The organism is Chryseobacterium sp. JM1 (genome assembly GCF_000737715.1).
Lineage (GTDB): Bacteria > Bacteroidota > Bacteroidia > Flavobacteriales > Weeksellaceae > Chryseobacterium.
The window spans coordinates 92692-115399 of the sequence record NZ_JPRN01000001.1 but is presented as its reverse complement, the minus strand read 5'-3'; the positions used below and the strand labels follow the sequence as shown (position 1 = coordinate 115399).

15 protein-coding genes and 1 tRNA gene are annotated in these 22708 nt (G+C 37.8%); 2 read left to right on the top strand and 14 right to left on the bottom strand.

The features are described 5' to 3' along the window. The first annotated feature begins 300 nt into the window (after positions 1–300). Positions 301–2136 carry a M1 family aminopeptidase gene (locus tag IW22_RS00475; RefSeq protein WP_228383967.1) on the top strand — a complete coding sequence of 612 codons (1836 nt, stop codon included), beginning with the start codon at positions 301–303 and terminating at the stop codon, positions 2134–2136. Positions 2137–2262: 126 nt separating this feature from the next. Here IW22_RS00475 and IW22_RS00470 read toward each other — a convergent pair whose 3' ends face one another. The 14 genes from IW22_RS00470 to IW22_RS00405 form a co-directional block, all read right to left on the bottom strand. Continuing rightward, positions 2263–7308, bottom strand: coding sequence for a DUF4132 domain-containing protein (locus IW22_RS00470; protein WP_034723286.1), 5046 nt, complete (start codon positions 7306–7308; stop codon positions 2263–2265). Positions 7309–7333: 25 nt separating this feature from the next. Then, entirely contained in the window at positions 7334–7768 is a 435-nt protein-coding gene (locus IW22_RS00465) for a hypothetical protein (protein WP_034723285.1), read from the bottom strand. Positions 7769–8042: 274 nt separating this feature from the next. Next, positions 8043–10280 (bottom strand): T9SS type A sorting domain-containing protein, encoded by a 2238-nt coding sequence (locus IW22_RS23420; RefSeq protein WP_165571851.1) that lies wholly within the window; start codon positions 10278–10280, stop codon positions 8043–8045. 600 nt (positions 10281–10880) lie between these two features. Next, positions 10881–10956: transfer RNA gene (locus IW22_RS00455), tRNA-His, on the bottom strand. A gap of 35 nt (positions 10957–10991) precedes the next feature. Beyond that, on the bottom strand, positions 10992–11711 hold the full coding sequence (gene bshB1, locus IW22_RS00450) for a bacillithiol biosynthesis deacetylase BshB1 (RefSeq protein WP_034723284.1): 720 nt from the start codon (positions 11709–11711) through the stop codon (positions 10992–10994). 82 nt (positions 11712–11793) lie between these two features. Next, positions 11794–13443, bottom strand: a complete 1650-nt coding sequence (locus IW22_RS00445) for a tetratricopeptide repeat protein (protein ID WP_051890854.1) — start codon at positions 13441–13443, stop codon at positions 11794–11796. Between the two features lie 92 nt (positions 13444–13535). Further along, on the bottom strand, positions 13536–14408 hold the full coding sequence (locus tag IW22_RS00440; RefSeq protein ID WP_034723283.1) for a PstS family phosphate ABC transporter substrate-binding protein: 873 nt from the start codon (positions 14406–14408) through the stop codon (positions 13536–13538). Then, positions 14398–14595 carry a DUF308 domain-containing protein gene (locus tag IW22_RS00435; RefSeq protein WP_185113570.1) on the bottom strand — a complete coding sequence of 66 codons (198 nt, stop codon included), beginning with the start codon at positions 14593–14595 and terminating at the stop codon, positions 14398–14400. Before IW22_RS00435 ends, IW22_RS00440 begins: the two co-directional genes overlap by 11 nt. 76 nt (positions 14596–14671) lie before the next feature. Beyond that, complete coding sequence (locus IW22_RS00430; RefSeq protein WP_034723281.1) at positions 14672–15511, bottom strand: energy transducer TonB; 840 nt, start codon at positions 15509–15511, stop codon at positions 14672–14674. Positions 15512–15534: 23 nt separating this feature from the next. Then, the gene (locus tag IW22_RS00425; protein ID WP_034723280.1) at positions 15535–16107 is read right to left on the bottom strand and encodes an ExbD/TolR family protein; all 573 of its coding nucleotides are present in this window, start codon (positions 16105–16107) and stop codon (positions 15535–15537) included. 15 nt (positions 16108–16122) lie between these two features. Beyond that, a complete protein-coding gene (locus IW22_RS00420; protein ID WP_034723279.1) occupies positions 16123–16725 on the bottom strand; it encodes an ExbD/TolR family protein in 603 nt (200 codons plus the stop codon). 68 nt (positions 16726–16793) lie between these two features. Further along, positions 16794–17657 carry a MotA/TolQ/ExbB proton channel family protein gene (locus tag IW22_RS00415; RefSeq protein WP_034723277.1) on the bottom strand — a complete coding sequence of 288 codons (864 nt, stop codon included), beginning with the start codon at positions 17655–17657 and terminating at the stop codon, positions 16794–16796. A gap of 240 nt (positions 17658–17897) precedes the next feature. Next, positions 17898–20873, bottom strand: coding sequence for a leucine--tRNA ligase (locus IW22_RS00410; RefSeq protein WP_034723275.1), 2976 nt, complete (start codon positions 20871–20873; stop codon positions 17898–17900). A 179-nt stretch (positions 20874–21052) separates the two neighbouring features. Continuing rightward, the gene (locus IW22_RS00405; protein ID WP_034723273.1) at positions 21053–21526 is read right to left on the bottom strand and encodes a lipocalin family protein; all 474 of its coding nucleotides are present in this window, start codon (positions 21524–21526) and stop codon (positions 21053–21055) included. 198 nt (positions 21527–21724) lie between these two features. Here IW22_RS00405 and IW22_RS00400 point away from each other — a divergent pair, with 198 nt between their 5' ends. Beyond that, positions 21725–22702: an acyltransferase family protein gene (locus tag IW22_RS00400; protein ID WP_034723794.1), complete on the top strand. Its 978-nt coding sequence runs from the start codon at positions 21725–21727 to the stop codon at positions 22700–22702. The last annotated feature ends 6 nt before the right edge of the window (positions 22703–22708 follow it).

Genomic DNA, 22708 nt, shown 5'->3' with positions numbered 1-22708 from the left:
CAAAAGAATATCTAAAAACACAAGCATCTGAAAAAGGTGCTTTTTTTATGCCCTTCATTGTCATTTCAGTATATAAACAGAACTCCTGATTCAAAAAGAGACATTTGAAACGAGAGAATTTCACACGAAATAAAATGAACAGCTATATATTGAAATAATGAAAAAATAAATTATATTCGCATTGAATTATTTCGATAAAAAACAAATTTATTAACAATGAAAACACGCATTATTTACATTCTACTAAATATTCTATCATTTTCATTTGTATTTTCACAAGAAGGAAAACACCACACTGACATGATTTCAAAAAAAGAAAAGAAGTCAGCGTTGAGTAAAAAGAACGTTCAGTTCAATCCAAATACGGTCAACTACGATGTTACTTATCATAAATTAGAATTAAAAGTTAATCCAAGTGTAAGAAACATATCCGGAAAAGTGACCACCACCTATACAGCTCTATCGAATATGAATACGATAACCTTTGACCTGGTCAGTCAGATGGTCGTAAGTTCTGTAAAGCAGAATAATGTAAACCTTTCATTCATACAAAATGCAAACAAAGAATTAGTAATTACCCTTCCCACAACACAACTGGCAGGTACAAGTGCATCTGTAGAAATCACCTATGCCGGTATACCACCCAGTACGGGACATGTCTTTTTTACGACCCACAACAGCTCCCCTATCTTCTTTACATTATCAGAATCATTCGGAGACAGAGAATGGTGGCCATGTAAGCAAGACATGAGAGATAAAATAGACAGTATTGATTTGTATATTACAGCACCATCCCAATATGTAGCGGTCGGAAACGGTGTGGAACCTGCCGCTCCAGTCATTTCCGGATCTGACAAAACTACCCATTTTCATCACAACTATCCCATTCCGGCTTATCTGGTTTCCGTCTCCGTGACCAATTACAGCACTTTCAATCAGACCGGGGGTACCGCTCCCAATACTTACCCGATTATTAATTATGTTTTTCCCGAACATTTGAGCCTGGCACAAAATAATTTAAGTCCGGTTCCTTCCTTTTTAACTTTTTTCGAATCCCTGTTAGGGGTCTATCCATATAGTAATGAAAAATATGGAAATGCAGAAGTGACCGAGAGCGGAATGGAGCATCCTACAGTCTCTTTTATCAGCAATTATAACAGATATATGATGGAACATGAAATGGCCCATCAATGGTTTGGAGACAAAATCACCTGTGCTACATGGAACGACATCTGGCTCAACGAGGGATTTGCCACTTTTATGGATGAACTGCTTATAGAACATTATGATGGTAATGCAGCAGGCATATCGAACAGAACCAGCCTGATCAACCATATCACTTCACAACCTAACGGCGCGGTATATCTTACGGATGCAGAAGCCCTTGATGAAGACCGTATTTTTGACGGCCGTCTTTCTTACAATAAGGGTGCGATGGTCCTCAATATGTTAAGGCTTAAGCTGGGTGAAACCCCATTCCTGCTTGGGCTTAAGAATTATATAAATGACCCTAATTTAATATATAAAACCGCAGGAACGCCAGATTTCAAAGCTCATATGGAAGCGGTTTATGGAAGCAGCCTGACCGATTTTTTCAATGACTGGATCTACAATCAGGGCTATCCTGTTTATACCATTAAAGCTCAAAATATGGGAGCTGGCCAGGTAAAAGTTCTTGTGAGCCAAACTCAGTCACACTCTTCCGTTAATTATTTTGAAATGCGTTTACCATTACAGTTCACAGGCGCGGGAGGCCAGGTGTATAATACGTATGTAAATAATACCGTAAACAACGAGTCGTTCACAGTGAATGTTCCTTTTACCATAACCGGAGTAAGATTTGATCCGGAAAAACATATTATCTCGAGGAACAATACAGCTACATTAGGACTTGGAAACGTCGATTTTGAAAAAGATCAAATCGAAATTTATCCCAATCCGGTAAGTCATATTTTAACCGTAGATTATGTCACTCCTATTGATAAAGTGACCATGACCAATATGGTAGGTCAGGAAGTACCCGTACATTTTATCAATAAAAACCAGATTGATTTTTCTAAGTTCAGTCCAGGGGTCTATTTATTACAGGTACATACTCAAAACAGCACAAAAACTTTAAAAATAATAAAGAAGTAAGGCCTATCATTTCCTGCTGAATTTATCCGGAAAATCTCCAATCGCTTTTTAAATTTACAATTCCCCTTCAGGTTACATTTAATCATCTACCAACCAGTAAATGATTAAATGTAACGTAGGGAATGATTAGCTATACTCTCGTTTTATCTGCGTAAGAATTGTTGGGTCCTGTATTTCATCGTCTTTGGCCAGCAGTAATACTTTAGACATCACTTCTGCAGATTTCGGATCATCATCTGCAAAAGGCAGGAACAGTCTTCCTCTGTGTTGTGAATGAACAGGAAGGATAGACAGGTATTTGCCCGGAACCTGATGGACAACCGCACTTCCCAAATGCACACTGTATTCTCCCATTTTCCCTTTCACCAATACATGAGAGCCTTCAATACTTACATTATCCAGCTTGAATAACCGGGCTGTTTCTTTCATCAGTACTGCACGCATTTCAATGGAAGAATGGCTGGCTTCCGGATCTACTCCCCCTACGTGAGCTACCGACACTACCAGATCTATATCCCGCATCACCTCTGAAAACAATCTTGGATTAATAGTTTCAAAAGGAATATTTTTATAATCTTTTAATGAATGGAATTCTATGGTTTCCAGGGTTGGACTTTCCACTTCAGCCGGGGAAAACCAATTGGCAGCGGCATACATTTTCACCTGAAAACCTTCCTTATGATATACTTTCTGAAGACCTTCTTCGTAATCTACTTTCCAGCCTCGTGTTTTAAGCAGTGCCAATGCCTGTTTCGGCTGAACCTGATGCCCTGCATAACGGCGTGACACTGATTTCTCCTTCAGTTCATCCGGTGTAGGCACATACAATTCTCTAAATATCTGTTTGAATGGCTGAATCAGTTTTTCCGTAAAACAATAGTGCTGATAATCGCTCCAGACCGCATGCTGATGAAGATCTACACAATGAACAATCCTCAGCGTATTGGTATCATTTAATTCCTGAATTTCTCCGTGAGCATTAACCAGATTCCCATCATGATAGAATCCTATTTTATCATCATTAGAAATGAATACGAGCTTTTCCAGATGTTTTACAATAACCGGATGTTCAAAAAGGTTTTTAATTTCTGTAAAAAAGAATTCATCACCTCTTATCATGGCTTCTTCCAGCCCTTTTCGGGAACGGGTCCACTGTTCACGCATGATCTTACGGTAGTTTCCCAGTTCTACAATCGCTTTATCTTTTTTAATTTTTGGCGGAATGGATTTCAGCTGTTTTTCATCTCTGAATACGACCATTTCGGCTTTTCCATCGTCTTCTATAATCAAACCTACCGTTACTCCATCAATGGTCACCTGCGTTTCTTTTGATAAAATCGTTTGAATCTGTTTGGTTTCCATCGCCCAGGTCAGTCGGATCGGATCTGGATAGCCTGCATTCCGGGCTAAGTTTTCCAATGCCACACGAATAGCCAGCGCTTCACTCGCCTGCTTCATGGAACCAAATTCTTTACTTTCCTTTTTAAACTGCTGAATGTATTCATAGCGGCTCAGGACATCTTTCTCAGGATTAGCTTTGCTCAATGGCACAAGTCCGTACACCCGGAGATAATCCTGATCGCGCTTATCTTTTACTTTAGCCGTTACTTCTTTTATTTTTAAATCACCGGTAAGCGTATCGGAATACAGTCTTGCCCGGCGGTGTCCGTTTCCATCGGAGATATATTTAGCAGATTCATACAGCATTTCCCAACGGGCTTTTCCCAGTTCTTTGTAAGCTTGTGTAAACCAGTCTTTATCCACTGCCCCGTCCTGGAATTCCTGAACATCTACGGATGAGTATTTAGCCACTTCACTTTCCAGTTCTGAATTCTGAGCCTGATAGGCGCTGGTTTTGGTATGCGCGTGCATCCACCAGATTGCTGAATCCAGCCCTTTCCAGCCTAAGTAATTACTGATAAGCTTCTGCCATTGTGGTGCATAGACAGCAGCCTGTATCAAACGGAGTTCTGAAATCTTTTCTTTCTTCATCATCTCATTGAATGATTCTTGGGTATCGCTTTCCAGAGGATGAGAATTTTTGATTAAATAAGAGAACAGTTTCTGCTTGGTCATACTTTCGTTGCCATAACTATAGATGTAGTTGGCGTACAATGTTGACTTTCCGAGCCCTTTCAACAGCTGCACAAGACGGTTGGTTCCGTAAATGGTCTGAAATTCCTGTACAAATTGAGAAACGGCAGTATTCGCATCACCGCGAATAAGTTCTACATCCAGAAATGTATTCTGAATCTCTTCAATGATTGCTTTCAGGAAAGGAAATGTATCTGTATATTTTTCCTGATGATGGTAAATCGTATGGGTCTTGGCTCTGGTAAGATCCCTTATAACGGAGTCTGCCGTGAAAATTCCTTCATAAAGTTCGTCTTTTGTAATAATGTTCAGCTCATACGCTTTGCAGAATAAATAGAAATTCGGAACTGAATGTTTTTTATTTTCTTCCAGACCATTATACTGCATCCAGCGGTAAAGATTCCACTGTTTGATATATTGTTCATCGGTAAGGTCTTTAAAAGGCACTGCCTGTAAAAACACACTGAAAAAAACCAGCTGCTGCCAACCGGTTCCTCCCCCATAATAATAGGTATTTTCTTTTGCTTTGTAGTTAATGATATCGTCCTGCAAATGGGCAAACAGAGTACTGCACGCATCGATCAGGAAATCTGTTTTCTCTTCAAATACAAATTTATACTGTAAAACTTCCAGAATTCTTTTAACAGGATTATCCCAATAGTAGTCGCTTTTCAAAGGATTAGGTATGATATCCTTGTGATAGAATACATAGTTTTCCAGGAAATCTCTGAACTTTTTGCGGTCGCAGTTTTCAGCGAATGTCAGCAGGAATAAATCCCTCGGCTGAAGTCCTGAATCTTTATACCACTGTGCCCATACTTCATGCAGCGGATAGTTTTCAGCGATCTGTTCAGAGGTAAAACCTTCCGTATTGTTTCTGATGTGTCTGTAAGTATTGCCCATCAATACAGTTATTTTTGAGCCATTCCAATCATCAACTTCGTATTCATGGTCTTTGTTTTTAAGGAATAAAGCATTGAGCTTTTCTAATTCCCCTTTGATATGGTTCATGGGTTGTGTAAAACCATACTTATATTTTTTCGTAGCCTGTGCGTATACCGAATTGGCATCAACCTTAGGCAGTTCAAATTTTGAGATTACAGAAGGATCATAAAACCCGAATCCATTGTCTGCGGAAAGTACTTTTTGGTCATCAGAAGGATTAAGCTGATCCAAAAGGCTCTGTTCCCTTTCTGATACTTTCGGCTTTTCTGAAAACTGTTGGGTCCAGCTTCCGATCTGGGCAGAGGCTCTTTTATCTTTTTGAAGCTGAAGCATGATATCCAGAGAAGCGGTTCTCTGCTCGATATCTCCTTTTACCATTAATTCTTCAACCAATGGACTCACTACTCCATCTTCCTGCTGTACGACCAATTCTATCAGTTTCTTCCGAAGTGTCCCGCCTTTTCTTTTGAACATATCAAAGAAAATCATCAGTTCCTCTTTGCTCAAAGGGTTTTGCTGAAGCACATTGATCCCCGAAGCCACTAAAGATTCTCCTCTGTCTTTTATAATTTTAAATGCAAATTCTTTCTGGAACTGCGTTACTGCCTGCTTTTTCTTTCCAAAATTATAAGAGTAGGAATAACAGTAGAAATCTTCTAAAATACCTCTTGACAGCTGTTCACGCAATGAAAGGTCAAACTGATCAAAATAAGAAAGAACCAAATCCAGCTTTTCTTTATCCTCACCTACCAAATAAAACATCGACGCATATAAATTGCTTTTACTGAACGTTGCATTCAGCCAGGAGAATATCTTGCCTTCAAATTTCTTTTCCTTTACGTCAATCTTTTGGGTAAGCTCGTGAAGTTTTTCAAAGAAATCAGGATAATCTGTATTGTTGATATAGAATTTTGAAGCTGCATTGGCATTTAATAACGTTGATAAAGGTTCGCCTGCAAAAGCCAAAACCTGCAGATCACCTTCCAGTACCGCTTTGTAATATAACGGCATCTGAATATACGGATCATGGGTTTCTCCCGCGAATTTTATGGCCAGGCATTTCTTTTCCAAACTGCCATGATCATATAACTGGTGCAGATATGGAACCGCTTTTTCCACATCCCATACAGACTGTACCCAAAGCGCCATATAGACTTCATTGTTGTTCTTACTTTTTATGGCATCCGGAATCATTTCAGGATTGTTGAAATAAGTGTGAGCCAGCGAAACAATATTCTTCACCACCGATTCTTTTTCTGCATCCCAACCCAGACCTGTCCATGTATCTATGGAACGGACAACGGATGAGAAACGGGTGAGTTTATGTTCTACAATCACATTCGTCATATATTCCAGTGCGCCGATGCTTGTTTCATCCAGAGCTTCCAATACCGTTTGTCTTAGACCTTCCTGCCGCCGTGCCGCTAAAAGGAGTTTTTCCACGAGTTCCCAACAATGTTTCTGCTCGCTGTTGAGTAATGCTTTGATGATATTCCGCGATACTTTTCCTTCAGGATGTTTATTGAAAATAACATCTTCAATCAGTTGATAAATGGCTGTATTTCCTGTGTCAATCGCTGCGGACCAGATATAGAACTGGTTTAAACTGTTTGAAATCTGACTGTCGTAAATGATCTGCTCTTCCAGGGTAAGGTTATAATACTGCTCACCTCCCTGAGTGTAAGAATAGACACTTGGAAACTGCAAGAGGCCTCCTATTAAATTAACCTGATTGAGAAAGATATATTTTTCGTTACTAGGTGCACGGAAAGATCGTCTGTAATAACCTGTCTGATACATTTTCTGAGGCATTTTATTCCAGGCATGTTTTACCAGATCAGCATTATCGCCAAAGAAATAAACTAACAGCTTATAGTACTCTTTGTCTTCCCAGATATCAGGCTTGATGTATTTTTTAAGTTTTTCAGACTGCTCAGAACCCAAGGTCAATTCCTGGTAATAATTGAATTTACCCATGATCATCAGGCCTAATTCTGCTACTTCCTTTTTCAGTTTAGGTTTTGAAAAAAGTTGAGATAATATTCCCTTTTCCGTCTGCTCCTTTAAATCTTTCCGTAAATTTTTATAGTAATTTACAATCTTCTTCGATTCTAATTTTTCTGTGATTTCCATGTATTTTGAGATTCAGTGTTTTTAATTACCAATAACTTCCTGCAAGAAAGGTAAGCCTGATGAAAGTAAATGTATGCTCCAAGCTCAGGTCTATCGTTTCGGAAAGGTTTTCCAGCTGCCCGTCATTATAAAATACAGCAAACATTCCGTCTTCGAAAGCCTGTACGGCGTTTTCCTGCGCCTTCTGAAGATTGGCTTTCTTTTCGTTATAAATACTTCCGAAGCCTGCTTTACCTGTGTCTGTAAGAATATTCAGATAATTTTCCGAAGGCATTTTCGCATAATCCGTATCTTCCAGTTCAAATGATTGAGCATTAAATGCTTCTACCTGCTGCTGAACAATCAGTTTTAATAAATCTTCCAGGACTATTCTGGAAGCACCATACTTAATTTCAAGCTTCTGCTCCGAAAGAACAGGATGTTTCCTGCCTAATTGCTTTACCGTTACCTTTATTTCCATATGTGAAGTTGATATCAATAAATATAGGAAATTTTTTAACGGAGACTGTTTTAAAACCTTGCAGAACGGTTATGAATTAAATCACTAATCTGGAAAAATTACATTTTTTTTGACCTGAACGTAAGTGTTTTGGAACATAAGATGATTGAAAATCGAATTTCAGGAATAGTATAAAATAAAAAAGCACACTTTAAAAAGTGTACTTTTTTATGAATCATAGTCAAAAACCAGATCGTATGAATCAGCAATTCACTGATTTAATTTTTGATATCTTTTATTTTTTAATGACTTTCAATGTCTTAGTCTCATCATTTGAATTAACTTTAACCATATAAACTCCTGAGGCTAAGACGGAAAAATCTAATGTGCCTTCATTAGCATTTATCGTTTTGCTCAACACTTCCTGCCCTAACAAGTTATAAACCGATACCAAAGATATCTTCTGATCAAACGAAATAATAAGTTTGTCATTCACCGGGTTCGGATATGCCTTTAGAGAATTCTTTGACATGGTAAAGTCATCAACGCCTAAAGTTGGACAGGCAATAGCTGTCGGAACATTTTTATCAACAGTAGAACCATCACCTAACTGACCAAACTGGTTTAACCCCCATGTGCTGACAGTTCCATCGCTCTTTAATGCAAAAGTATGTGATATTCCACCAGCAATAGCTTTCCAGATCGTAAGACTGCCCAGTTGCGCAGGAACGTTGGTGTTGGTAGTTGATCCGTTTCCTAACTGGCCATATTGATTTCTTCCCCAAGTCCAAAGTGTTCCGTTGGATTTTATGGCAAGGGTATGATTGCCTCCTGAAGCAAGGGTCTGCCAGTTAGTGGCTGTTCCGATTTGTGTTGGTATATTTTTATGTGCCGTTGTTCCATCTCCCAATTGTCCATTAGCATTATATCCCCAGGTCCAAAGTGTTCCGTCTGTTTTCAGTGCAGCGACATGAAGCGTTCCAACACCAAGACTTTGCCAGTTGCTGGCGGTTCCAATTTGAGTAGGTACCAGCCTGTTGGTATTGGTAGCATCTCCGATAGTTCCATAAGTATTGCTACCCCAGGCCCAAAGTGTTCCGTCTGTTTTTAATGCAATGGTAAAATCCTGTCCACATTGAACAGCTAACCAATTGGCAGCAGTTCCTATCTGAACAGGCACTAAACTCGTAGTCGTGTTACCAGTACCTAACTGCCCATAAGGATTGAGTCCCCATGCCCATAGTGTTCCGTTATTTTTTATAGCAACCGTATGATACATTCCGGTATCAAAAGTTTTCCAGTCAGTAGCAGTTCCTACTTGTACCGGGGTTTGTTGCCCTGTATTTGTCCCATTACCCAATTGACCTGAATTAGCTCCCCAGCCCCAAAGCGTTCCATCTGTTTTTTGAGCAATGGTATGGCTGCTTCCACCAGCAATTTCTTTCCAGTTATTACCCGTTCCTACTTGTTTTGGGGTTGACCTGTTAGTGGTTGTACCATTTCCTAATTGTCCTGAATAATTATCCCCCCAGGCCCATAATGTTCCGTCTGTTTTTATAGCTATACTGTGCGAACTACCTGCATTGATTTTTTGAAAACAACCTGGCAGACCAGCGCTTGGCGACATTTTCACTAAACCAAGCTGTAATGTTCCCAACCAGATAGTCCCTGAAGATTGAGTACGGACTGCACTGAAATAGTCATCAGGCAAACCAAGATTTGTATTGTTTCTCGTGTAAGTGGTACAATCCGTAAAGTTTTGCAAACCTGATCCGTTAAATCCAATCCACACTTTGCTGTTACTGTCAACATCCACGGCGTTAGGATTGTATCCTGCAAGACAAGAAGTGCTTTGATAGATAAACGCAAGGTTAGTTCCGCTCGTCGTTACTGTAACTAAACTGTCAGAACCTTGCAAATAGATCATATTGTTGGCAATTCTTAATATTTTTTGAGTTCCCTGCGCTATAAAATTATAATCAGTTCCATTAAATTTATATAATACACCGCCATTGGTAACCCAAACTCCGTTATTAGTGTCTGTTGCTACAGAATTCAGACTCGTTACAGAAGTATAATTAGACCATGTTGTACCATTGAATTTTGTAAGACCTGAGTCTGTTGCAATCCAAAGGTTATTTTGTCCATCAACAGCTATATCATTGATTTCATTAGTGGGCAAACCTGAATTGGAAGTTGTATAATTAGTCCATGTGGTTCCGTTATACATAATGATTCCATTAAGTTGGGAGGCCATCCATTTTCTTCCCATGCCATCAATTTGAATCTTTATAATTGAATTGGATGCAATACCGGAATTGGTCGTATTGTAATTGGTAAAAGTTGTTCCGTTAAAAGTTGAAATTCCATTATAAGTGGCAAGCCATAACAGTCCATTGGCATCAGTTTTAATATCAGCAATATAATTGCTCCCTATTTCTGAATTCGACGTATTGTATGTTTTGTAAGTATACGTTTGTGCGAATGCAGAAATTGAAATGAGGATTAAGAATAAAAAGTAGAGTTTTTTCATGGTTTTTAATAAAATAATTCTCTTCATGTTTAGTTTCATAATGTTTCCCTACTCGTTTAGCTTTTCGGTTCCGCTTCGTTTGAATGGTTTCTGAACTCCATATGAAAGGACAACTTTTCAAAATCAAATTCACTGATGAAAAGGTTAGCTATGATTTTAAAAAGTAGTTGGTTGGTTCCATAATACAGTATCGTTACCAGTAAAAGGTTCAAAGTTTCTCCAGAATTAGTTGATTATATCCCGCTAAAGAAAATAATCTGATCAAGTATGTTAATTACACAACCTGTACTTATAAAGAAATTTTGAGGATTTACTTTGGTTCCAAGTTTCCGGAAACAATCAGTATTGATGAATTAACAGAATAAATTCAGGGTAATTTTTCTCATTCTCATAGTTTAATGTTTTTAAGTTAAGGTTCTAGTTTTTTCTCACAAAATGTATCATCATAATGACATTTTTATGTTGTGAACTGCAAAAATATACTTTTCTTACGGAGTATCAAACAGTAAATGAGAATTTACACACCAAATAGTGTTTATTAATTTAGCATTGGAAATGTATAGAAATAAAAAAAGTACACTATAAAAGTGTACTTTTCTAGGGTGAATGAGGGGTCTCGAACCCCCGACCTTCGGAACCACAATCCGACGCTCTAACCAACTGAGCTACAATCACCGTTTTGTGAGTGCAAATATAGGGAAGATTTTTTAATTACCAAACAATTCCGTCAAAATTTTTCATCGCAATGAGCTTCTCAGACGTAAATCCCTCAGCATAAGTCACTCCCGATAAACGTCCCAAATCCTGAGCACGATAGGTAAGGCTTTCAAAAAAGTCTTTTGTGGCAATTGGAGTAACCGGTTCATTGGATGACGGATCATAAAACTGTGTTTTGAAGGCCATGCAGGCAGCGATTTTCTTATCCAGATGCTCAGATATGTCTATCACAAACTCAGGTTTGATATCTTTCCACTGAATATAATGAAAAATGTGCTTTGGTCTCCACACTTCCTGATTTTCGCCATCCAATTGGGTTTCAATTTTTCTCAGTCCGGCAAGGAAGCACGCATCTGATACTAATTTCGCGCCTTTTGCATGATCCGGATGTCTGTCATCAATTGCATTGGCCAAGACGATTTCCGGGCGGTATTTACGGATCATTTTTACGATCTCCATCTGATATTCTTCAGAATTGACTAAGAAGCCATCTTTCATGCCTAAGTTTTCTCTTGCAGAAACGCCAAGGATCTTTGCAGATTCAGCAGCTTCCAGTCTTCTGGTTTCATCGCTTCCTCTTGTTCCGAGTTCTCCTCTGGTAAGATCTACAATGGCACATATTTTTCCTTCCGAAATCATTTTAGCGATTGTTCCGCCGCATCCCAGCTCTACATCATCAGGATGAGCTCCAAAAGCAAGTATATCTGTTTTCATATGTTCAAATATAAGACTTAAAATAAAAACTTCCCAAACATTGAGAATGGGAAGTTTTAATATCTATAATTTAAATTTTAAATTACTTATTGATTTCTGCATTTAATTTTACAGCATCCTGATAAGTAGGATCAAGCTGTAAAGATTTAGCTACATAATCTTTAGCTTTTGCTTTATCAGAATCTTTGTTCATATAAGCTACCGCGAAGTAAGCATATGCTAAAGTCTGTTTGTTAGCTTCTGCATCAGCAGGTTTTACGGTAGTGATGAATTTCTCGTATGCTAATTTCGCAGCATCATTGTTTCCTGCCTGCTGGTAAGAATATCCCTGACTGTAATAAGCTGGTGCCCAATCCGGAAGAAGTGCACTCATTTTCTGCCATGTAAGAATAGCTCCGTTCCAGTTTTTAGCATCCTGATAAGCTGTTGCCAATTTGAATAGAGAATCTGAATCTTCTTTATTAGCGGCTACTTTCTTCTTCAATGCTTCAATTTCCGGAGTAGTTGGCCCTTTCTCTGCTTCAGCCTGAGAAGCTCCACCACCTGCAATATTCGCAAGTTCGATATCCCACTTCATCGTTTCATCTTTAGCCGCTTTAGCAATAGCAATTTTCTGCTGAGCTTCTGTAGTTAAAGCTGTTTTTTTAGCTGCATCCGTTTCCGTTTTAGCCAATCCTGCCGCGATAAGTCCCTGAAGACCCTGATCAGCCGGCTGGATTCTTGTTTTCTCAGCCTGAGATACGAAAGTATCCATATTCTGTTTTGCCTCTGCATAGTTTCCGTCTGCATAAGACTGGTAAGCTCTTAATTTAAATTTGATAGGATCATCAATTTTATCAAAGATTTTATCTAATACCGTTTTAGAGTTTGCATAATCTTCGTTGGTGAAATATAGTTTAGCAATTTCTAACTGAGTATATGGATCCTCATCAGCATATTTTGTATAATTGATAAGGTCTTGTGTTGCTTTTGCATTCTGCTGGTATCTGATATCATAAGAAGCCAAAGCTTTGTATGCCGGTGCATAAGTTGCATCTACACCAATCGCTTTGTCAATGCTTTGTTTAGCTTGTTGCCATTGCTGTGCAGCCATCCATAAAGTAGCCATTCTTGTGTAAACAGATGCTTTATTTTTAGCTAAAGGCAATGCTTTGTCATAAGCAGACATCGCTTCACCCGGTGCTCTTTTAATTCTGTAGGCATCCCCAAGCGTATAATAGTAATGAGCAGGAACTCCTTTTTTCTCAGCTTTTTCAACAGCTTTTGTCAGGAATTGGATCGCTACATCAGGAGCGTTATTTTTTTCAAATAAAGTTAAAGCTTCAGCAGCTCTGAATAATACTTCGGCATCTTTTTCTCTGGAATCTGCAACAATTTTCTGAATATCAGCAATTGCGCTTTTATCCCCTTTCCCTAACTTCACAGTAGCCAAACCTATTTTGTTCAGGTAGCTTTTGTTATCAGCAGCTAAACCTTTATTAAAGCTTTCAACGGCTTTAGCATAATCCGGTTCACCCTGCTTAAGGTAAGTATTCCCTAAATAGAAGTAATTTTCTGCTGTAGGTGCTTTGGCAACCATTTCAGTGAAATTGGTTTTAGCCTGTGCGTATTTATCACTGTCTATACTGTTAATACCATCCTGCAACGTCTGTGCAGAGGCTAAACCGGCAAAAAATACCACGGCTGCTCCAAAAGCAATTTTCTTTACATTCATAATCATTATATCTTTCATTTTTATATTTTCTATATTTTGAGTTATATGCTCCACAATTTTCAGACCAAAACAAAGTTTTTACAAAAGTTAAAATGCTATTTTAATATTTTTTAACGCATCTGAACCTCTCTTTTGTATATATTATAGGGCTGTAGACCTTCTTTTTCTACAATCATCTGCCCTAGTTGTGTACATGAATACCTGATAAATCCATTAGCAATATTAAAGTTTCCTTCATTGGTTAAGAAATAAAGAACTCTGGTAAACGGATAGGTCATTTGACGAAGGCTTTCATTATCCACACTATATAATTTTCCGTTACTTTGTATAGGTAAAACTTTAACCATTTCTCTCAGTTTTTCAGAAGTTTTATCATAAGGACGACTGAACGTATTCAGGCCGATAACTCCGATTTTATCAGTATGTTTACCCAATTCTTCAATGATATTCTGACTTCCCGGAATAATGGAGAATTTAAGGTCTTTCGGTTGTTTCTTCAGTTTTTGGGCAACAAAGTTCAAATTACTTGAGTTAGTTCCGTCGAAGATAAAATTCTTGGCATCAGATTCAAGTCCGCTTTTAATTTCATCCATAGAAATACTCTGTTTCGGAGAATCTTTTGGGACAACAAAAACGACTGCATCTGCAGCGAATTTAGCGGGAAGAAATTTCAGATCTACCTGTTCTTCATATGCCTTTTTCTCTTCAGGGGTAAGATCTCTGGACATGACCGTTATTCTTGCCTTATCATGAAGCAAATCAAGAAAACCCAGGTCTTCTTTCTTTGTTTCTATTTTGATATGGGTTTCTGGATAATTGATCATGTACCCGTCTGCCAAAGCTTCGGTAACGCTTTTAAAAGACTCATCGGTAAGTATGGTAAGGTCTCCTTTATGATAGGATGGAGATTTATCTTCTTTTTTGCAGCTTACAGCAGCGATGCATATCACAGAAAGCAACGCAATTTTCAAACTATTTCTCATTTCCTGAATCTTTAATTCTTGAAACTGCTCTATAGATTCTAAATATTCCATAAAGAATAAGCACTGCACCCATCGCATAAGCAATAACAGGCTCTAAAATCGTGAAGAAAAATTTGTAGATAATAACTACTATTCCCAATACGATATAAAATAATCCGGTAACTAAGGATAACCAATTGAACATCATGTAACAAAAATACCAAAAAAAATAAAAAAGAGAAGCATATGCTTCTCTTTTTATTTATAATTCGAATAAATAAGTCTTATTCAAAGTTCATAGTAAACGGTACGCTATAGTAAGATCTAACGCTCTCCCCGTTTCTTTTCGCAGGAGTCCATTTTTTCAGTTTCTTAACTACACGAACAGCTTCACTGTTAAAGTCGCCATTTGGAGATTTCTCTTCAATAGTAACTGCAGAAACAGTTCCGTCTCTTTCTACAACGAACTTAAGTTTCGCCTTAAGGGTACCTTCACCTCCTTCCATTAGAGAAGTATCAAAATTTTCCCCAAGATACTTTCTTAATGCGGCCATACCTCCAGGATATTCTGCAGACTGGTCTACATCTTTGTAGATCTCATTAGGGTTATTTGTTTTTACTTCCGCTGTACTGGCTTTGTTACCAGTAGATGGCGGTGGTGGTGGTGGTGTATAAGCCGGAGCTTTTACCCCTTCCTGATTATTCAAACCGGTCGTCGTTTCTAACTGCTTAGAAATTGGCGGCGGTGGCGTTTCAATCTTTGGAGCTTTTACAGGCTCCGGAACTACGTTCTGAATCACCTCAATTTTTTCTTCTTCTTTTGGAGGAGGTGGTGGAGGTGGTTCTTCTTCTTTTGGTTGGTCAATGATCGGATCCTCTTCAATAATATTTACCAAATCTGCCTTCACTTCTTGCTTAGGCGGTTCAGTAAGTCTCTTAATTGTAAGATAAATAAAAGGAGACAAAGCCGCAACCAGGAATAATGCCGTTCCAACAATAAAAGATTTTGTCAGAAGTCTTGGATACTGATGTCTAAGATCATAGGCACCATATTCCTTATTTCTATTTTCAAATACAATCTCATCTAAAGTAAGATTCTGATTGTATACATTTTCATCTGCCATAGATTTACAGTTTTATGGTTAAATTACTTTGTAGCTGGTGCAGCCGCAGCTCCATTATTCCCAACTTTTCTGTCATAAATAGCTTGCTCCCAAGGTTTCACATCGGTTACCCCGTACTGCTCGCTTTTGGTAATAGCCATTTCGTCAAGAATATCTACAAAGTTCTTATATACAGCATCGTCAGTAGGTTTGATAATAACAGTAAATTTTGTTTTATCTGCTGCCCCTGCTTTTGCTTTCTCGATTACTTTTCTAATCCCTTCTCTATCATAAGTAGTTTCGTTAAGAGTCTGATCATTTAAGGATGAATTATCCTGCTGATGCCAAAAAATCTTATTGTCTTTCCCTAATAATAAAGAAATTGAGTTAGAAAGTTTAATCTCTGTTGGAGGTGGTTTTTGTTTCTCATCTTTCGGTTTTGCCGGAAGACCCAAATCCATTACATTCGGTTTGCTAAATGTGGTTGTGAACATAAAGAAGGTAATCAATAGAAAACCCAGGTCCACCATTGGAGTCATATCTACTCTGGTATTCTGCTTCTTGGAACGTACTTTGCCGCCCTTGCCGCCTTTTTCCTGTACTTGTACTTCTGCCATTTCTAAATGATATTATTATGGTTTACCTTCTTGTGATGTAATCAACCAGAATTTAAGAAAATCAATATCTCTTAAACCTTCAAATAGGCTTTTAACTTTAGGATACTCAGTGGTAACGTCACCCTTGATTGCTAATTTGTAATCAGGATTTACGCTTAAACTTTGTTGTACCCAGTCTACTAGCTGCTTATTTGTACTATCCATAGGAATCCCTTTAGGACTCTTAAAGTTCTTCTGCTCCTCATCTGACAAATCAAGATAGCCTTTCAATTGGTTCATAGGAACCCCAATTGCTTGTACTTTTTGAAAGGCAGCTTTTTCCTGGTTGGTAAAAGTCATATTATACTTTTGACCCATTTTTTCTAAAAGCTGTAATCTCTCTGATGCATTCTCTACCGGCTGGAAATAGAATTTTCCGTCCGGAGTCGCGTTGATGGTCATCAAACTTGCATCAGGAAGTAACTTCTCTGATATTGAAGATGGCGGTTTAATCTGCTCCACGTCAGGTTTTTTAAACTGAGTGGTCAATATAAAGAACGTAAGTAGTAGGAAGGCAACGTCACACATTGCCGTCATATCCGTCACTACTCCATGTCTTTTTGGTTTGACTCTCGCCATTGTTTTGAATTATTTTAAATTAAACTTCTTTTAATTGGAATGCAAATTCCTTGCTACAAATTCAATTCTTAGTTGAATTCAGCAAAAGACTGCTGGATGCTCATAGCGATCTCGTCGATCTTATAAGTTAATCCGTCAATTTTAGATGTAAAGAAGTTATAAAGGATAATCGCGATCGCTGAAGTACCAATACCTAATGCCGTGTTGATCAAGGCCTCAGAGATACCTGTAGAAAGTGCAGCAGCATCTGGAGTACCACCACCTGAACCTAATGCGAAGAATGCTTTAATCATCCCGATTACAGTTCCTAAAAGTGCGATTAATGTAGCTACAGTACCTAATGTAGAAAGAATCATCATGTTCTTTTCAAGCATTGGCATTTCAAGAGTAGTAGCCTCTTCGATAGCTTTGTTAAGAGCTACCATTTTTTGCTCTTTATTTAAAGTAGTATCGTGAGAAAGTGCTTTGTAAGTAGTAAGACCTTCTTTTACTACGTTACCTACAGATCCTTGTTGTCTGTCACACTCTTCTAAAGCTTCATCAATTTTGTTTTGATTCAATAAGCTTCTTACCTGTACTACGAAGTTGTCTAAGTTACCTTTTCCAGCAGCCTTACCTAGTACGAAATATCTTTCAAAAGAGAAAACGATTACAGTAATCATGAAAGTAATCAAGATTGGTACGATAACCCCTCCTTTGTAGATAATACCTAAAAACGATTCTGGGTGAATGTCTTTTCCTTCAACACTAGAGAAAGCTACAGATCCACCACCTAGTTTTTCTGCGTCTTTAAAGTTCCCTGGGTTCCCAAGAACAAATAAATAAATACAAACTCCTATAACGAATAAAATAGGAATAATAACAGCCGGGTTTAAACCTCCTGCTTTTCTAGCAACTACTTGCTCATCATTTTTTGAAACATTCATTTCCATATTTAACTAAATTATATTGTTTTAAAATTTTACAAGGTGTAAATTAAAGGCAAAATTAATTAAAATGCAAGAGTCTTAAATAAACATTTTGCATTTTTCTGATAAAGAAATTTTAATACGATTTCGATATAATAATTATTTTTAATTATTTTATTTATTTTCCTCAAATTTAACATTTGAGTTAGAAATTTAAAAAAATAAGACCCTCATTTTTTTTAATTTGCCAATGTTAACTTTTTTTTAAATTACGATATTCACAATACGGTGATGCACTACGATGATTTTTTTAGGTGTTTTACCTTCCAAAATAGGCTGCATTTTTTCATCAGAAATCACCAAATCTTCCACCTCCTTCGCTGATAACTGAGCTGAAAGAGAAATTTTGAACTTCATTTTACCGTTTACGCTCACCGGATACTCGATTTCGTCTTCTACCAGATAATCTTCGTTTAATACCGGGAATTTCTCAAATTCCACAGATTCCTTATTGCCCAGCAGACTCCAAAGCTCTTCACAGATGTGCGGTGCATACGGAGAGATGATAACGGCTAAGGGTTCCAAAATATTGCGTTTGTTGCATTTTATTTTTTGAAGCTCATTAACAGCGATCATAAATGAAGATACAGATGTATTGAATGAGAAGTTTTCAATGTCATACACGACCTTCTTTATTAAGGTATGCAAAACTTTGTATTCTGCTTTTGTAGGTTCTTCGTCAGAAACCTCAAAAGTATCTCCGTTGAAATACAGGTTCCAGAATTTCTTAAGGAAGCCGTATACTCCGCTTAGTCCTTGTGTGTTCCAAGGCTTGGACTGCTCCAATGGACCTAAGAACATTTCATATAATCTTAATCCGTCTGCTCCATATTCTTCACAAATATCGTCAGGATTTACAACGTTGTATTTAGACTTGGACATTTTTTCTACTTCACGGTGAACTATAAATTTCCCTTCTGAATTTTTAATGCTATTTTTTTCAAAATTAAATAATCTATAATCAGAATTTGTTTTTTCAAAATCAACTTCATTATTCGATCCAGATATAAAAGTAATAGGAATATATAATTCTAATGGTTGAAAAACAAACCTTAATTCATCATCATCAAAATTGTTTAGTCCCATTTCATTTTTTAAAGATTCTCCAAGATTGTAATCAAGTTCAGATATCTGGTACTCAAAATTAATTTGTTTAATTAAATCTTTTGAAACAAAAATATTCCTCCCATTAAATTCACCAGACTTATCAATATTTCTTTCCGTAAATGAGATTTTAGGAATTGCAATAATAGGCATCGCACTCATTCCCAAAATCATCCCCTGGTTGATCAGTTTTTGGAAAGGCTCATCATTATTAATATAACCTCTGTCTTTTAAGAACATATTCCAGAAACGGGAATACAATAAGTGACCGGTAGCGTGCTCGCTCCCTCCGATGTATAAATCTACCTGTCCCCAATAATCTGACATTTTTTTATCAGCAAAAAACTCATCATTGGAAGGATCCATATATCTAAGGAAATACCATGAGCTTCCTGCCCAACCCGGCATGGTAGATAATTCTAACGGGAATACCGTTTTATCATCAATCAGATCTACGGAAACTACTTTTTGATTGGCTTCATCCCACGCAAATACTTTTGCGTTTCCTAACGGCGGATCACCATCTTCAGTCGGTAAATATTTTTCCACTTCTGGAAGTTCCAGCGGTAAAGCGGAAACCGGAAGGGTGTAAGGCATTCCTTCCTTATAATATATAGGAACCGGCTCTCCCCAATAACGTTGTCTTGAGAAAATGGCATCACGCTGTCTGTAGTTGGTCGTTCCGTGGCCAATTCCTTTATTTTCGATTTCAGAAATGATTTTGGATTTGGCATCATTATAATTCAGCCCGTTTAAGAAATCAGAGTTTACACACACTGAATCTTTAGAATCGAAAGATTTTTCCTGAACATCTTCATCGGTATCGACTACCTTTTTAATATCAAGGTTAAATTTCCTCGCAAATCTATGATCACGTTCGTCATGGGCAGGAACAGCCATTACAGCACCTGTCCCATATCCCATCAATACATAATCTGAAATATAGATCGGCATTTTTTCACCGCTGAATGGATTAACCGCATAACTTCCCGTAAAAGCACCGCTCACGTTTTTCACGTCAGCCATTCTGTCTCTTTCCGTTTTCTTGGACGTTTCTTCAATATAAGAATCTACTTCTGCTTTCTGAGCTTCTGTAGTAATGGTATCCACTAAAGGATTTTCAGGAGCCAGCACCATAAATGTTGCCCCAAAAATAGTATCTGGTCTTGTGGTAAACACTTCAACGATTTCGTCATGACCTTCTACCTGGAACTGAACCTGTGCTCCCTGAGATTTTCCAATCCAGTATTCCTGCGCATCTTTAAGAGGCTGCGGCCAGTCCAGCGTATTCAATCCCTGTAATAATCTTTCAGAGTAGGCTGAGATTCTCATGCTCCACTGCATCATTTTCTTTTGGAATACAGGGAATCCTCCTCTTTCGGATTTTCCGTCTTTCACTTCATCATTCGCCAACACGGTTCCCAAAGCCGGACACCAGTTAACGGTAGTCTCCGCTCTGAACGCCAGACGGTAATTTAAAAGGATATCCTCTTTATCAAGGTCTGAAGAATCTTTCCATTCTTCTGCCGTAAAATTTAATTCGTCGTTTTGGTTGGCATTTAACCCTTCAGTTCCTTTTTCTTCAAAATGCTGAATCAAAGTCTGGATAGGTTCTGCCTTATCGGTACTTTTATTATACCATGAATGATACAGCTCGATAAAAATCCACTGCGTCCATTTATAATAGGATGCATCTGAAGTTCTCACTTCTCTGCTCCAGTCGAATGAAAAACCTATCTTTTTCAGCTGCTCTTCATATCTGTTGATATTCTCCTCAGTGGTGACCGCCGGATGCTGTCCTGTCTGGATGGCATACTGCTCAGCAGGAAGTCCGAAACTGTCATAACCTACCGGGTGGAGGACATTGAAACCCTGGTGTCTTTTATATCTCGCGTAAATATCTGATGCTATATATCCCAGCGGGTGCCCCACGTGAAGCCCTGCTCCGGATGGATACGGAAACATATCGAGAACATAAAATTTAGGTTTGTCCGTGTTATTGGAGGTTTTGTAGGTCTGGTTTTCTTCCCAGTACTTCTGCCACTTTTTTTCTATCTGCTGATGATCGTAAAACACTTTATTATAAATATTAGATGTTAGATATTAGATGTTACATTTTTCAACTCCCATTCTAATTTTCACAAAAATAATGATTTTAAAAGAAATAGGAATTTTAATTTTAATTAATTCGGGAATGCCTCTCAACAAAAAAATCTCATCCGGAGATGAGATCTATATAAGGTATGGAATGTATATTATTGAGGAATTCTCTTGAACGTATAGGTTCTTGTTTTATATACAGCCGGATCCTGAGTCTCTTCTCTTACCGAAAGGTTTAGGGTCACGTCATTGAGGGTAACCACTTTGGCATTGGAAGGTTCTACCGTCCCCTGATATTTGATCACTACTGTTTTTGCGCTTTTCTCATACGTGTACGTGAAATTTCTATCTGACTGAATAGCACACTGCGGTGTAGCTCCTATAAAGTCCCAGTCCGTTCTTTTTCCGGATGCTTCCGTATTGAATCTCCATCTGGATTCTTTCTGACAGTCGGTATAGGTAATAAGATCTGAAACCGGATCTGCTCCTGTTTTAACGGTGGTCACTACTTCTTTAAGCGGCTGCCAAACGCCTACAAGAGGATATTCCATCGTAGTATCGCCATCATCATTACATCCCGTAGCTAAAAATAATGATAAACCTGCAAATAGTAATGCTAATTTCTTCATATATAAAATTTTCAAGGGCTAAAATTATAATTTTTTTGATTTATTACACCATTTTTTGTGAAAAATTATTTCAATATTACATATTTCTAAAAATTTTAGAACATTAACCCTCATAATAGGCGTTATTTAACAAATATTGAATATCAGATACCCTCCGCTTTTTATTAAAAAAACTATTTTTGCAGAAAGAAAACAAAAATGCAAAGTATAACGAAAAATAATTTTGACTTCATCCGCGTTCTCCTCGCTTTCATTGTCTTTGTAGGGCATCTGGGAGCTTTAAGTGACTCCAGCCAGCTTACTTTTTTAACGCACAGTCCTGTAGAAGTTGCCGTTTTTTCGTTTTTCATTGTCAGTGGATTCCTTATTGCCAGGAGCTATGAAAGATCTTCCAGCCTGAAAAGCTATATCAAGAAAAGAATCAACAGGATTGTTCCTGCTTATTTACTGGTTGTATTTCTCTGCACTGTACTTCTGAGTTTGGTAAGTACCCTTTCTTTCTCCAACTATTTTGGAAATGTTCAGGTTTATAAATATTTCTTCTGGAATTCCATCTTCATGAACTTTATGGCTCCTTCCCTTCCCGGAGTATTTGGGAATGAAGCCGTCAATGGTGCGCTATGGACCCTTAAGATTGAAATGTGCTTTTATTTTGCGGTTCCACTGATCTTTTTATTATTCGGGAAAAATAACAAATACAGAAATATCAGCCTGATCGTTCTGTATTTTCTTTCTCTGGCGTTCCTTAATTATTTTGAAATGGCCGGGAAAATTTCTATTTCCAAACAGCTTCCCGGTTCGCTGTGCTATTTCATAGGTGGAATGCTTGGTTACTTTTATTTTGATCAGTTTATCAAATACAAAAACACGCTATTTATCATTGCTATCATTACCGTTTGGATCGATCTGATTCTTCATATCAAATTATTCTCGCCTATCATGATCAGTATTATTGTACTGTACATCGCCTATTCATTGAAGTTCCTGAATAATTTCGGAAAATACGGAGACTTCACATACGGTATTTATATCTTCCACTTCCCTATTATCAGGGTATTTGCTACGCTTGGACTATTCGCTAATTATAATCCTTTTTTCATGAGTTTTGTATGTATGCTGGTAGTGATTGGTGTCGGAATTGCGTCGTGGCATCTTTATGAGAAAAAATTTTTATAATTTTAC